We start from the raw sequence: 13,788 nt of genomic DNA on the forward strand, positions 1-13,788 counted from the left end.
TGGGTCGGTGACGGCAACGGATGCACCTGCACCCATCACCGACCGCCCGCTCGGCGTGATCGACCTCCTCGACGGTGCCTTCCACGCGCTCCGTCAGCGGCCCCTGGTCTTGGTGCTCGCCGTCGCCTGGATCGCCGTTCCCGGTGCGCTGGCCCAGCTCTTGCTCGACGCCTTCGTGCTCGGTACCGAACCCGCCACGATCACCAACGGCTTCGGTGTCCAAGACGGAGTGATGTCCGACTCCGTGCTGGTCCGGCTCTTGCTCGGCTGGCTCGTCACCGCACTGGCCGGTGTCCCCGTCGCTCGCATCGTTGGCGGCTGGCTGGTGGGGATCGACACCACACCCTTGGCCGCCATCCGCTACACCTTGCGCCGTCTTCCTGTCGTCGGCGTCACGTTCGTCGCCAGCCACGTGGCAACGATCCTCGGCACGCTGGCGTGTCTGCTCCCGGGCTTCTTCTTCCTCGCCATGTCGAGCCTGCTCTCGCCGGTCATCGCGGTGGAAGAGGCGGTGTCGATCAAGGCGGCGTTGAAGCGGTCGTGGCGACTGGCCCGGGCGAACAGCGGCGCCGTCTACGGCCTGATCATCGCCATCTTCTTCACCGGCTTGTTCCTCCAGGGCGGACTGTTCCTCCTCGTCTCCCTCTTCACCGGGCTGCCCGAGCGGAGCTTCCTCGTGGTCAACGCCGCCGCGCTGCTGATCGGCCAACTCCTGATCTTGCCGCTCAACGGCGCCGCCATGAGCCTGCTGTATCTCGATGCCCGCTTCCGCACCGAGGGGTTCGACCTCGAACTCCGATCCCTCACGTCCTTCCCACAGGGCTGACTTCCCGCATGGCTGACTTCTCCCATGGCTGACGCCGGCGACATCAAGAACGCCGCGGAAGACATCGTGTCGCAGCCGCAGTATCGGGCACCCGAGCGAGGTGTCGTGCAGCGCGCCATCGATTGGATCGGCGATCGCCTCCAGCCGGTCGGTGACGCCATCTCGGACTTCCTCGAGTGGCTGGCCCGTCGGTTCGGGATCTCGGCCGGAGGAGCCGGAGGCGTCGGGAGCGGTGGTTACTTGCTGGGCTGGATCCTCCTTGCCGTCGGTGCTGCGCTCGTCATTTGGTTCCTCCTCCGGGTCATGCCTCGACGCCGACTCCGAGGCCCGAAGAAGGAGAAGCCCACGATCGAGCAGCGATCCCGCCATCGAACCACCCGGCGGGAGTGGCTCGATCGTGCGGCGGTGGCCGAGTCCGAGCGCGACTTCAACGGCGCGGTGCGGGCTCGCTACCGAGCGCTGATCGCCGGTTTGGCTGATGCCGACGAGCTCGATGACGACGAGGCACTGACCAGTGGCGAGCATCTGCGCTCGTTCGAGACCGTGCCGCCTCGCCGAGAACAATTCGCCTCGGCAACCGAGACCTACGAGCGAGCCTGGTTCGGCGAACAACCGGTCGGCTTGGACGACTCCCACGATCTCGAGGGCATCGACCGAGACCTGATCGACGGAGGTCGTCGTTCATGAGTCAGGGTCGGTCATGAAGCAGGGTCGGTCATGAGGCAGAAGGGCGCCCTCGTGTGGGTGGGCTTGTTCCTCGTCGCGGTCGTCGTCGGTTTCGTCGCCCGTCCCGGTCGGTCGGACGGTGTGCCGCTCGACCCACGATCGACGGCTCCCGACGGGGCACGAGCGCTACGGGAGCTGCTCGACCGCTACGCCGACGACGTGGGCACCTCATCGATCGACGAATCGACCGACACGCTGATCGTGCTCGAAGACTCACTCGATGCCGACAGCGACGAGGCTGTGCTCGCCTGGGTGCGCGACGGTGGTCATCTGATCTGGCTCGACAATCGCTCGACCTTCACGCCGCTTCGACCGGAAGGTGCCAGCATCGCGAATGCCGACGGGCGCCAGGTCGTCAAGGGAGTGTGTTCGATCGAGGCTCTCGCCGACCTCTCCGCGTTGTCCGCCCCGTCGATCCGGCTCTTCGCCACCGACGGGGTGGCCGCCTCGTGCTTCGGTCCCTCGGCCGCCGGCACTCCCGGTGGCACCACCGCCGTGGCCCAGTACCGCTTCGATCGTGGCCGAGTCACCGTGGTCGGCGGGGCGACGCTCGTCGACAACGCCCACATCGCCGAGGCCGACAACGCAGCGATGATCGTGCGTCTCGCCACCTCCGACGGCGCCCGCCGAGTCGTGCTCTGGCATCCCGCCACGATCACGATGGGGCCCGAGGTCGATCCCCAGGTCGGTCTGTTCGACCTCGTACCGGCCCGGGTGAACGTATTCCTCATGCAGCTCGTGGTGGCGACCGGCCTGTGGTTGTGGTTCCGAGGCCGACGTTTCGGCAAGGTCGTCGCCGAGCCGCAGCTCGTCGAGATCCCGGCGTCGCTCCTCGTCCGATCGTCGGCCGAACTGCAACGGCGGGCGAAGGGTGACGAGTGGGCAGCGGCTGCGCTTCGATCGGACTTCAGCGCTCGACTGCGGACCGAGCACCGGCTCGGTCCTGACACCCCGCCCGACCTCGTGGCCACCGTGGTCGCCCAACGCACCGGCTATCCCGCCGATGCGCTCATGGCGATCATGGTCGATCGCTCCGGCGGCGAACCCGACCTCGCCGAGCTCGTCACTCGTATCGACCACGCCACGCCCAACGTTTTCACGCAAGCGCCCGTCTCGGCGGGCCGTCCGTCCTCGCTGTCCTCCGGGAGTCACACACCATGACCGATCAGCCACCGTCCGACCCGACGCCGTCCACTCCGCCGGCCGCCACCCCTTCGCTGTCGCAGCAGCCATCGGCGGCACCACCGCCTCAACATCAGGCGCCCCAAAACCAGGCGCCCCCACCGCAGGCGCAGGCCGCGCCGCAGCCGGAGTATCAGCGGGTGCCGGCCCAAGCCCAGTTCCACGCGATCCGTGACGAGGTCGGCAAGGTCGTCGTTGGTCAGAGTGGCGTGCTCTCGGGTCTGTTGTGTGCGCTCTTGGCCGAGGGACACGTGCTGCTCGAGGGTGTCCCCGGTGTGGCGAAGACGTTGCTGGTCAAGTCGCTGGCTGCCTCCCTCAGTCTCGATGCGGCCCGCGTCCAGTTCACCCCCGACCTCATGCCGTCGGATGTGCTCGGCCAGATGGTCTACGACCGAGGCGACTTCCGTTTCCGAGAAGGTCCGGTCTTCACGAACCTGCTGCTCGCCGACGAGATCAATCGGACCCCGCCCAAGACACAGGCGGCGCTGCTCGAAGCGATGGAGGAACACCAGGTCTCGACTGACGGCACGCCCCGCCTGCTGCCCGACCCGTTCATCGTGATCGCCACGCAGAACCCGATCGAGCAGGAGGGCACGTATCCGCTGCCCGAGGCCCAGCTCGACCGGTTCCTGTTCAAGTTGCTCGTCGGGTACCCCAGCCGCGACGAGGAGGTCGAGGTGCTGCGGCGACATCACCACGGACTCGATCCCCACGATCCGCTGGCGTCGGGCGTGCGCCGAGTCGCCAACGCCGGCTCGCTCGCGGCGGCCCGAGTCGAGGTCGGCCGGATCACCGTGAGCGAACCGGTCCTCGCCTACCTCGTGGACCTGACCCGAGCGACCCGAGTGGCGCCCTCGCTCGAACTGGGAGTGTCGCCTCGTGGTGCCGCGGCACTGCTGAAGGCATCGAAGGCGTGGGCGTGGCTGTCGAACCGCGAGTACGTGACACCCGACGAGGTGAAGGCAATGGCCAAGCCGACGCTGCGCCACCGAGTTCGAGTCCGGCCCGAACTCGAGATCGAGGGCTTGACGGCCGACGACGTCCTCGACGGCATCCTGGCCCAGGTGCCGGCGCCCTGAGCGAACGATGAGCTGGCCCATCCCGACTCGCCGCGCTGCGATCGTTGCCGTGCTGGCCGGCGCCTCGGCGCTGGTCCTGCCCGTGGCGTTCTCGAGCGACTCGTGGGCCGGGTACCTGGTGCTCATCAACCTCGTGCTGGCGGTCGTGCTCGTGATCGACGTGCTCCTGGCCGCCTCGCCCAAGCGGTTCGAGGTCGAGCGTGTGCACCCCAATGCCGTGACGATCGGATCGCAAGGTTCGATCGGTTGGGACGTGTCGCAACGCGGTGGTCGTCGCACTGCCGTGTGGGTGGCCGACGAGTTCGCTCCGTCGCTTGGCGCCGAGACGCGCCGGGCCCGGATCGACGTGCCCAGCAACGGTGTGGGCTCGGCACGGATCTGGTTCGTTCCGGCGCGACGAGGGCGCTTCGAGCCGTCCCGAGTGGTGGTGCGAACCACCGGCCCCCTGGGATTGATGGTCCGGCAACGCAACGTCGACGTGCCCACCACCTTGCGAGTCCTGCCGCTCTACCGGTCGGCGAAGCAGGCGGAACTCGCGACCAAGCAGGCCCGGCTGCAACAGATCGGGCTGCGTTCCGCCCGCATCCGAGGTGGTGGCACCGAATTCGATCACCTTCGAGAGATGACCGCCGACGACGAGACCCGTCGGATCGACTGGGCGGCCACCGCTCGGTCGATGCGGCCGGTGGTGCGGAGCTACCGGGCGGAGCAGAACCAGAGCGTGTTGTGTCTACTCGACTCGGGACGAGTCATGGCTGGGCGGATCAATGCCATCCCCCGATTCGAGTACGGCATGGACGCCGCCATGTTGTTGGCCGACCTCACGACCGGCCTCGGCGATCGGATGGGTCTCATCGCGTTCGATCGAACCGTTCACACCACGATCGAGCCGTCGAACCGTCGTGCTCAGCGGGCGCTCGTTGCCGAACGGCTCTTCGACATCGAGCCGGCCCTGGCCGAGAGCGACTATCGGTCGATGGTCACCCACGTCGCTGCTCGCTATCGCCGGCGCCACATGCTGGTGCTGCTGACCGAGCTGAGTGAGGAAGTCGTCGAGTCGTTCGTGTTGCCTGCGCTCCCGATCCTCACCCGCACGCACCTCGTTGCGGTCGCCTCGGTGCAGGACCCCGATGTGATCGCGTGGGCGCACTCAGGGCGAGCCGACACCGAAGGGGCGTTTCTGCGAGCCTCGGCGATCGAGGCCATCGCCGCCCGCCAGCGTGTGGCGGCACAACTCAGGGCGAAGGGAGCGCTGGTGGTCGACGAAGGACCCGACCGATTCAGCGCAGCCCTCGGCGAGCTCTACCTCGAGGCCAAAGCGATCGGTCGCCTCTGACCTAGGATCCGCAGATGATCGAGAACGAGCGAACCGGCGAGCAGATCGAGTTCGTCATCGAGACTCCCGAACTGCTCCAGATGATCGTCTCGTGGACCCGGCCCGGACATCGAGCCATGCGCCACGCACACCCGGGCATGGAGGAGACGTGGGAGGTGCTCGAGGGCACCGCAGCGTTCGAGGTCGACGGGGTCACGGTCACGGCTGTTGCCGGTTCCGTTGTGACCGCGCCGGCCGGCCGCCCACACCTCGCGTGGAATCCCACCGACGGGCCGGTGAGGTTGCGGATCGAGATGCGCCCGGCCCTGCGGTGGGCCGAGTTCACCCGGCGGTTCTTCGCCGGCGACTACCCGATCGCGCTGCTCGGCGAGTACCGAGACGAGATCGTGTTGGCGCCACTCGAGTCCTGAGCGTCAATCGACCCCGTCGAAGGCGGCGGGGTAGCTCACCTCGCCCCGGAGCGTGGGATCGTCGGACGCATACGCCGTCAGGCGCCGTATCTGGGCTGCCTCCTTTGGCGCCCAGTCCGGCAGCGGCATGGTGATGCCGTAGCCGGCCGAAGGTTCGAAGCCCATGCGCCCGTAGTACCCGGGATCGCCTTCGAGGACGACCATCGGCACACCGCGTTGGTCCGCGACCGCCACCACGGCCTCGACGAGTGCCGCCCCGATCCCCGACTTGTGCCTGTCGGGAGCGACGGCGAGTGGCGACAGCAAAGCGATCGAACGATCACCCTCGCTGTGGTGGAGTCGGGCACCGCTGATCATCACGTGGCCGACGATCTCGCCCTCGAGCTCGGCGACCAGCGCCATCGACGGCTCGTACTCGGGTGATGCACGAATGCGATCGACGAGTTCAGCCTCGACCGATGACCCGAACGCGGCGGCCACGATTCGTGCGATCTGGTCGTGATCAGCATCGGTCTCGCAGCGGATCGTGAGGGCGTCAGTTGGCTCGGTCATCGATCGTTGTCTAGCAAAGGTGACGACACATCGGTCGATGTATTCGCCGTCTGGCGCCGATCAGACCGACAGCGCCTGTTGTGCCCGGTCGCCCTCGAGGGCTTCGGAAGCCAGCCCGGTGAAGCCGAGCGCCGCCGCCCGACGGCCGAACGCGACGAGGTAGGCGACGAAGACCGTCTCGACCACCACACCGATCATGAGTCGAGGGACGGCGGGAAGCCCGGGGGTGATGAAGCCCTCGATGAGACCGGCGACCGTGAACACGAGGATCAGACCAATGATCACGATGATCGCCCGCCGAGCCTCCTCGGCCAGGGCGGCCGACCGGTGGCGGTCGCCAGGCGCGAGGATCGCGAAGCCGATGCTCATTCCGGCGGCCCCGGCTAGCACGATGGCGCTGAGCTCGAGCAGACCGTGCGGGATGATCAAGCCGAAGAACTTCGATTGTTGGCCGGCGGCGATGAACACGGCCCACGCCACCCCGAGGTTGGCCCCGTTGGAGGCGAGCACGTAGATCGTGCCGACGCCGAACAAGATGCCGGCGGCGAAGGCAATGAACGAGACCCGGATGTTGTTGAGCAGGACGGCGCTCGCGAACTCGGCCGCCGGTGCCGAGCTGTAGTAGTCCTCGAAGTCCTCATCGACGTAGGCCGCCCGGGTCGCTTCAGGAGCGAGCGCGTCGAGCGAGGCGTCGTCACCACCGAGCCACAGCCCGAGGGCCGCCGCGGGCAGGAACGTCACCACGGCGGCGACGGCGACGAAGCGACGGAGGTGCCAGATGGCAGCGGGGAAGAAGACCGTGAAGAACCGGCGGAACGCGCTCGTGGGGCTGGAGGTGCGACGGTAGAGCACGGCGTTGGCGTTGGCGACGAGCGTGGTGAGTTCCGCGGTCAGCTCGGGGTTGTCGTAGTGACCGCGAGCGAATGACAACTGGCTGGAAGCCCGCTGATAGAGGGTGAGGAACTCGCGTACCTCGTCGCTCGACAGCGTTCTCGGCTTGCTGGACGCTTGGCTCGTGAGCTGGCTCAGTCGCCCCCAGCCGGGTCGGTTGGTCACGAGATACCGGTCGATGTCCATGCGAGAACCTACGCTAGACGCCGTGCCCGGCGCCGCGTTGCATCACTCCACCACCCGAGGGCCGACCGTCGGCGACGCCCGACCGGCACGCGCGCTGCACCACTCGTCGGTCGTCACTCCCGAGGCGGTGCTGCTCGAATTCCGCGCCGCCGGCCTTGGTTCGCGCATCCTGGCCAAGGCCATCGACGCCTTTCTCCAACTGATGCTGTTCACCTTCGTCCTTGCACCCGTCGGCGCGTTTGCGTCTGGTGCTCCGGTCGTGGCGACCGTCCTGACGGGCGTCCTCGGCTTCCTCTTCATCTTCGGCTACCCGGTCACCGAAGCGTTCATGTCGGGCCAGACGCTGGGCAAGAAGATCATGGGCATCCGGGTGGTCACCACCGAAGGCGGGCCGGTGCAGTTCCGTCATGCGGCCGTCCGCTCGCTCATCGCCCTGATCGAGTTCGTTCTCCCTCCCGGCGGGGCGATGGCGATGATCGCAGCACTCACCTCGCGACGCAGCCAGCGGATCGGCGACATGGCTGCCGGCACCATCGTGGTACGGCTCGAACGATCGATGCCCCAGCCCGTCTTCTTCCCGGTGGTACGGGGGCACGAGCACTTCTGCGAGCAGTTCGATGCCGGCGGCATGACCAAGGACCAGTTCGCTGTGCTGCGTGACTACATGCTGCGCTACCGGCATTTGTCGGCCGACGCTGCCCGCCACCTGGCCCAGGTGATGGCCGACGGCCTGCAGCGCAGCGGGGCCACGCCTCGACCCCAACACATGGCCTTCGAGCATTACCTGATGGCGGCGGTGTTCGCCTACCAGCGGCGGTTCAGCTTCGCCGACGGTTCCACTCAGGCCCCCGTGCTGCCAGCCTTCACGAGCGCGTACGGCGTCGGATTCACGACGGCTGCGCCACCCCCGCCGATCTACGGGCCGTTCGCCAACGTACCGATGGTCGGCAGCTACCAACGCCCGCCCGCCGCCCCGCCGCCGGCGCCCCCATCGGGCCCGCCCATGTCGATGCCACCCCCGGTACCACCAGCGTCCTCGATGCCGCCCCCGCCACCCAGGTCCTGACCCCATGCAGCCGGCGGCCACCGAAACACGGAGAACTCGAGCGATCTTGATCGTCGCGGTCTCGATGCTCTTCGGCGCCTGTGGCGCCGTGGGCGAGGCGAGGAACGCAGCGCCGTGCCCTGACTTCGATCCTCAGCACCTCGTCGATCTGGCGCTCTCCGGTCCCGGCGTCGAGGCCATGAGCGAGTCGTGGAACACCGAGGCCGATCGCTACGTCGGACTGTGCACCGACGATGTCACCTCCACGCTGCACGACGCCGGGATCAGCTACACCGTGGATGGCCCCGGCGGAAAACGCACCGAGCAGCTGATCGATGGCAGCCCGCGCCTCGTGCAGCTCTTGAGCGACGGCAGCTTCGTCGTCGCCGCCCTGATGTCGTAGCAAGCCGGCTCCGCTGGCGGCGCAGTGACGGTGCACAGCTAGCCTGAACTGATGGCGCACTACCTCGATCATTCGGCGACCACGCCGCCGCGCCCAGTCGCGATCGGTGTCATGACGCGCCTGCTCACCGGTCAGCCGGGGAACCCGTCGGGCGCCCACCGCTTCGCTCGCGATGCCAATCGGGTGCTCGACGACGCTCGTGAGACCATGGCCGAGTTCCTCGCGTGCGATGCCGGCGAGATCGTCTTCACCGCCGGCGGCACCGAGGCCGACAATCTCGCCGTGCTGGGTGTGCTCGACGCACAGGGCGGGCGTGCGCTCTGCTCGGCCATCGAGCACCATGCGGTTCTCGAACCGGTCGAGCACCGCAAGGGACTCGTGTGCCCGGTCCGTGCTGACGGTCGCATCGATCTGGTGGTGCTGCAGGAGTTGCTAGCGACAGCTGCGAGCGCAGCCGCCGATGACGACTCGCTGGCGATCAGCCTCGTGTCGGTCATGACGGTGAACAACGAGACGGGCATCGTGCAACCGATGGCCGAGGTGGCTCGCATCGTTCGCGAACTCGCGCCCGATGCCGTGCTTCATACCGACGCCGTCCAGGCCTTCTCGTGGATCGACCTGCGCACCGTCGCACCACACGTCGATCTGCTCTCGCTCGCTGCCCACAAGTTCGGTGGTCCCCAGGGCGTGGGCGTCTTGATGGTTCGGCGCGGCACACCGCTGGCGGCTCGCACCATCGGCGGCGGTCAGGAACGTGAGCGACGCAGCGGCACCCAGAACGTTGCCGGCATTGCCGCCATGGTCGCGGCCGCTGCCGAGGCCGACACGACCCGCACCGAGATGGTCGCTCGTACCCGAGCCATGCGCGACCGCTTGGTGTCGGCCCTCGTGGCCGACGTCCCGGGTACGCACGTGTCCGGCGTCGTCGACGGAGTCGAGCCCGAGCGGGTGGCCGGCATCGCGCACCTCTGCTTCGACGACATCGAGAGCGAGGCGTTGCTCTTCCTACTGGAGAAGCACGACATCTTCGCCTCCGCTGCGTCGTCGTGCGCCAGCGGCGCCATGGAGCCATCGCACGTGCTGGCCGCCATGGGCCTCGGTCGCGACCTGGCGTTCGGCTCGCTGCGGCTCTCGCTCGGCTACACCACGAACGACGACGACATCAACGCGGCCATCGCTGCTATCGGTCCTGCCGTCGCCCGGCTGCGGGAGCGGAGCTGACATGGCCGAGATCCTCGTCGCGATGTCGGGAGGTGTCGACTCGTCGGTCGCGGCCGCACTCCTGGTCGAGCAGGGCCATCAGGTCACCGGCGTGACCCTGAAGCTGTGGGGTGGCGAGAGCGATTCGGGCTGCTGCTCGGTGTCCGACGTCGACGATGCACGCCGTGTCGCCCAACAGCTCGGCATCGACCACCACGTGTTCAACTTCGGCGACGAGTTCGTCGAATTCGTGATCGATCCCTACGTCGCCGACTACCAAGCCGGTCGCACCCCGAACCCGTGTGTCGAGTGCAATCGTCACATCAAGTTCGACAAGCTGCTGCGGCGAGCCGACGCCCTCGGTTTCGATCTGGTGGCCACCGGGCATCACGCCCGCATTGTCGAAGACGACGCCGGTGTCCGACATCTGGCCCGTGGTGCCGACGAAGCGAAGGACCAGTCCTACGTGCTGCACATGCTCGATCAGCAGCAGCTGGCTCGGCTCGTGCTCCCCGTCGGTGACATCACGAAGGAGCGGGTCCGTGAACTGGCGACCGAGCTCGGATTGCGGACGGCAACCAAGCCCGACAGTCAGGATGTCTGCTTCATCCACTCCGACGGCGGCCGCGAGAAGTTCCTCGGCGACCGCATCCCGCTCACACCCGCCAACATCGTCGATACGGACGGCACCGTGGTCGGCCACACCACCTCGGTCCAGCTGGTCACCATCGGGCAGCGCAAGGGGCTGCGGCTCGCTGGCAACGCCGAGCGCAACTACGTGATCGACATCGATCCGGCGACACCACAGGTCACCGTGGGCCCACGCGAGCTGACCAGGACCGATCACACCCCGCTGTCGCAACTCGCCTGGACCGCCGGTCCGGTCGAAGCCGAGGTGATGATCCAGGCTGCGGCCCACGGACGACGCGAGCCGGGCCGGGTCGACATCGCCAGCGACGGCAGCGCGACCGTGCGATGGAATGCGCCGCACACTCGAATCGCTGCGGGCCAGTCGGTGGTCTTCTACGTGGGTGATCAGGTCGTCGGCGGCGCCACCGCCGAGTGAGTCCGGACTCAATGGCGATGACCTCCCAGCCCACGGCGACCGACGCCGACATCGATGCCGCCGTCGCCACGCTGCGGGCTGGCGGACTCATCGGGCTGCCCACCGAAACGGTGTACGGCCTCGGCGCCGATGCCACCAACGAGGCGGCCGTCCAGCGGATCTTCGCCACGAAGGGCCGACCGGCCGGGCATCCGCTCATCGTGCACGTGGCATCGGCCCAGCAGGTCGACGAGTGGTCGACGGGCTCCGATGCGCGGGCCGCGGCACTCGCTGAGGCGTTCTGGCCCGGGCCGCTCACGATCATCGTCGAGTCATCGGGCCTTGCAGCGCCATCGGTCACCGGTGGTCGGACGACGGTCGGGCTGCGGGTTCCGGATCACCCGGTGGCGCTCGAAGTCCTGCGTCGCTTCGGTGGCGGCGTCGCCGCGCCGTCCGCCAACCGCTTCGGTCATGTCAGCCCGACGACGGCCGACCACGTTCGAGCCGACCTCGGCGATGCGGTCGACGTCATCCTCGACGGCGGTCCGTCCAAGGTCGGGGTCGAGTCCACCATCATCGAACTGGTCGGCGGAGCGCCGGTGTTGCTGCGGCCGGGTGGGGTGTCGGTCGAGGCGATCGAAGCGGTGCTCGGCGAATCGGTGGTCGATGGTCGCACGGGTGAATCTCGGGCGGCCGGGATGATGGCGTCGCACTATGCACCCGACGCGCCCGTGGTCGTGGTCGAATCGATCGACGGCCCGCTCGACGATCGGGTGGCAGTCATCGCGCCGCTCGGTGAACCGGTACTCGACCCCGAGCGTTCGAAGGTCCAGTGGCTGCCTGCCGACGCTGCAGGGTTTGCCGAGGGTCTGTACGCGGCGCTGCGTCGTGCCGACAGTGCCGACACGACGCAGATCATGGTGGTCGCCCCGCACGAGGCAGGCGACCTGCTGCCTGCGGTCATGGACCGACTCGCCAAGGCCAGCGCCCCCCGCTGAGGTCAGTCGCCCAGCAGCGGTTCGTTCATGATCCGCCAGGCCGCGGCGACGTCGGGCGGAGCTTGCTCGTCGAAGCACGCCGACAACTCCTCCACGAACGTCTCGACATCTTCGGGCATCGCCGGGTCGTAGGTCTCCTCGGAATCGAGGCCGCAGAATCCGGGGTTCGCCTCGAGGAAGTCACCAACGATGGTGACGGCCTCCATCATCGACTCGTCGGCAAACGGCGATTCGACGATGAGCTCGGGCGCCGGTGTCTCGATCGGGTCGACGGAGCCGACATCGCTGTACGTCGTGGTGATCGTCGCATCGATGTAGCCCGGCGAGGTGAGGTCGCTGCCCGGGTAGTCGCCGATGGCGTCGAGCCGGACCGAACGAAGTGCACCGTTCTCGACCGTCACGGTCAGCCCCATCTCCGGCGGAAGATTGCCCGGGTCCTCGGCGATCATGGCGATGCCGGCCGGCAGACGGTCCGGGTCGAGTGCCTCGACCGACGCTGCCGTGATCGTGCCCACGTACGTCGTGGTGCCGTCGTTGTTCGAGGCCTTCGACACGTCTTCGGCCGTGCGCAGCAACTCGAGCATCTCGGTGGGATCGGTGTCGGCGGCACCGAGGCCGGGCAGGAAGCCCTCACTCATCGAGTCCGAACCCGGAATCGCCGCCCACGTGCCGTCGGGGTTGGAGAGGTAGCTGGTCCCGTCGACCTGGATGATCGACATCTCGTAGTCGTCGAGGCCGGCCTGCTGGTCGCCGTCGAACGCTCCTCCAGTCACGATCAGGGAGTCGTTTCCGGTGTAGGTCACGTCGACGAAGAACGAACCCGACTCGGTCGACCCGCCGCTCGAGTCCTCTCGCACATCGACATCGACCCGAACGCGGCCGCTGTCGGCCTCGGCGACGACCTCGGTGGCTTCGATCACCGAGGCGTAGGCCGATGGGTTGTTCAGCGTCGTCGACAGGACGCCGACCGCCGCAACGGTGGCGGCAGCCGCCGCCAGGGTCGGCCGCTGCCATCGACTCGGTGCGTTCGCCAGCTTGCGGGCGCGTCGTTCGGCTTCGGGTGTGTGCTCGGTCATCGTGATCTCCTCGAACAGGGCCGCTTTGGCCTCCTGGGTGGTGTCGGTGATCGCGGTGTCGGCCGAGAACGGCTTGTGACTGCGCAGGACCTCGAAGGGATCGTGTTCGTTCATCACTTGCATCCTCCCGGTCGGGTCACGTCGCTGGTCGTCGTGTCGTTCTCGGTCGCTGTGCGACCATCACCCCCTACGTGTCGGGAGGGTCCGATGGCTTTCGGTGTTTTCACCGTCGCTCCGTTTCGGCTGGTGTCGTTGCCCCAGCGCGGGTCTCGCCCGAGCCGGTCGGCGAGGTGGCCTCGTGCCCGCAGCAGTCGGATGGCGACGGCGTTGGTCGAGCAGTCCAAGACCACGGCGATGTCGGCGTGTGAGAGTTCCTCCCACGTCGCCAAGCGGATCAGTTCCTGCTCCTTCGGCTTGAGGCCGTGCAGGGCGTCGACGAGCGCTTCGATCTGGTCGGGTTCGAGTGCCGGGCCGGTACCGCATTTGGCGTTGCGCTCCTGGGCCTGGTGGAGTTCGCCGATCAGCACGGTGCGCAGTGCGTCGCTCCGCTGTCCCTTGCGCCAGTGGTTCCGCATGAGGTTCCTGGTGACCGCATAGGCCCAGGGTCGAGCGGCGGCACCGGTGGGCACGTCGTCGAGGCGCTGCCAGATGATCATCATGGTCTCGGCAACGAGATCGGCCACGTCGTCGGGCGGGACCCGGCGCCGGCAATAGCTGGTCAGGTCATCGAAGAGGCCGTCATAGATCGCACGGAATCGTTCGGTTCGAATGGTCGCCACCGCCGGCGGACTCATCGCTCCGTGTGCATCGGAACGGGAAGATGTTGGTGCCAC

15 protein-coding genes are annotated in these 13,788 nt (G+C 67.8%); 11 read left to right on the forward strand and 4 right to left on the reverse strand.

Features of this window, described 5'->3' with window-relative positions; genetic code table 11:
* Positions 1 to 7: 7 nt before the first annotated feature.
* Genes R2733_13360 through R2733_13385 form a run of 6 tightly spaced genes read left to right on the forward strand, consistent with a single transcriptional unit; the run spans position 8 to position 5,559 of the window.
* On the forward strand, positions 8 to 826 hold the full coding sequence (locus tag R2733_13360) for a hypothetical protein (GenBank protein MEZ5377488.1): 819 nt from the start codon (positions 8 to 10) through the stop codon (positions 824 to 826).
* A 24-nt stretch (positions 827 to 850) separates the two neighbouring features.
* Positions 851 to 1,513 (forward strand): DUF4129 domain-containing protein, encoded by a 663-nt coding sequence (locus tag R2733_13365; GenBank protein ID MEZ5377489.1) that lies wholly within the window; start codon positions 851 to 853, stop codon positions 1,511 to 1,513.
* A gap of 30 nt (positions 1,514 to 1,543) precedes the next feature.
* Positions 1,544 to 2,713, forward strand: a complete 1,170-nt coding sequence (locus R2733_13370; GenBank protein ID MEZ5377490.1) for a DUF4350 domain-containing protein — start codon at positions 1,544 to 1,546, stop codon at positions 2,711 to 2,713.
* On the forward strand, positions 2,710 to 3,813 hold the full coding sequence (locus R2733_13375) for a MoxR family ATPase (protein ID MEZ5377491.1): 1,104 nt from the start codon (positions 2,710 to 2,712) through the stop codon (positions 3,811 to 3,813). Before R2733_13370 ends, R2733_13375 begins: the two co-directional genes overlap by 4 nt.
* Positions 3,814 to 3,820: 7 nt before the next feature.
* The gene (locus tag R2733_13380; GenBank protein ID MEZ5377492.1) at positions 3,821 to 5,149 is read left to right on the forward strand and encodes a DUF58 domain-containing protein; all 1,329 of its coding nucleotides are present in this window, start codon (positions 3,821 to 3,823) and stop codon (positions 5,147 to 5,149) included.
* A gap of 14 nt (positions 5,150 to 5,163) precedes the next feature.
* Positions 5,164 to 5,559, forward strand: coding sequence for a cupin domain-containing protein (locus R2733_13385; protein MEZ5377493.1), 396 nt, complete (start codon positions 5,164 to 5,166; stop codon positions 5,557 to 5,559).
* A 3-nt stretch (positions 5,560 to 5,562) separates the two neighbouring features.
* Here the strand turns inward: R2733_13385 and R2733_13390 are convergent, their stop codons facing one another.
* Positions 5,563 to 6,111: an N-acetyltransferase gene (locus R2733_13390; protein ID MEZ5377494.1), complete on the reverse strand. Its 549-nt coding sequence runs from the start codon at positions 6,109 to 6,111 to the stop codon at positions 5,563 to 5,565.
* Positions 6,112 to 6,171: 60 nt separating this feature from the next.
* Entirely contained in the window at positions 6,172 to 7,188 is a 1,017-nt protein-coding gene (locus tag R2733_13395; GenBank protein MEZ5377495.1) for a stage II sporulation protein M, read from the reverse strand.
* A 22-nt stretch (positions 7,189 to 7,210) separates the two neighbouring features.
* Between R2733_13395 and R2733_13400 the strand changes: the two genes are divergently transcribed.
* Genes R2733_13400 through R2733_13420 form a run of 5 tightly spaced genes read left to right on the forward strand, consistent with a single transcriptional unit; the run spans position 7,211 to position 11,879 of the window.
* On the forward strand, positions 7,211 to 8,254 hold the full coding sequence (locus R2733_13400; GenBank protein ID MEZ5377496.1) for an RDD family protein: 1,044 nt from the start codon (positions 7,211 to 7,213) through the stop codon (positions 8,252 to 8,254).
* Between the two features lie 4 nt (positions 8,255 to 8,258).
* Positions 8,259 to 8,636 carry a hypothetical protein gene (locus tag R2733_13405; protein MEZ5377497.1) on the forward strand — a complete coding sequence of 126 codons (378 nt, stop codon included), beginning with the start codon at positions 8,259 to 8,261 and terminating at the stop codon, positions 8,634 to 8,636.
* A gap of 51 nt (positions 8,637 to 8,687) precedes the next feature.
* On the forward strand, positions 8,688 to 9,857 hold the full coding sequence (locus R2733_13410) for a cysteine desulfurase family protein (GenBank protein ID MEZ5377498.1): 1,170 nt from the start codon (positions 8,688 to 8,690) through the stop codon (positions 9,855 to 9,857).
* A gap of 1 nt (position 9,858) precedes the next feature.
* Complete coding sequence (mnmA, locus tag R2733_13415) at positions 9,859 to 10,902, forward strand: tRNA 2-thiouridine(34) synthase MnmA (protein MEZ5377499.1); 1,044 nt, start codon at positions 9,859 to 9,861, stop codon at positions 10,900 to 10,902.
* Between the two features lie 17 nt (positions 10,903 to 10,919).
* Positions 10,920 to 11,879 carry an L-threonylcarbamoyladenylate synthase gene (locus R2733_13420; GenBank protein ID MEZ5377500.1) on the forward strand — a complete coding sequence of 320 codons (960 nt, stop codon included), beginning with the start codon at positions 10,920 to 10,922 and terminating at the stop codon, positions 11,877 to 11,879.
* 2 nt (positions 11,880 to 11,881) lie between these two features.
* Here R2733_13420 and R2733_13425 read toward each other — a convergent pair whose 3' ends face one another.
* Together R2733_13425 and R2733_13430 are read right to left on the reverse strand one after the other, a co-directional pair.
* Positions 11,882 to 13,069, reverse strand: coding sequence for a hypothetical protein (locus R2733_13425; GenBank protein ID MEZ5377501.1), 1,188 nt, complete (start codon positions 13,067 to 13,069; stop codon positions 11,882 to 11,884).
* Entirely contained in the window at positions 13,069 to 13,734 is a 666-nt protein-coding gene (locus R2733_13430) for an RNA polymerase sigma factor (GenBank protein ID MEZ5377502.1), read from the reverse strand. Before R2733_13430 ends, R2733_13425 begins: the two co-directional genes overlap by 1 nt.
* Between the last annotated feature and the right edge of the window lie 54 nt (positions 13,735 to 13,788).

The organism is Acidimicrobiales bacterium (genome assembly GCA_041394265.1).
Lineage (GTDB): Bacteria > Actinomycetota > Acidimicrobiia > Acidimicrobiales > SZUA-35 > JBBQUN01.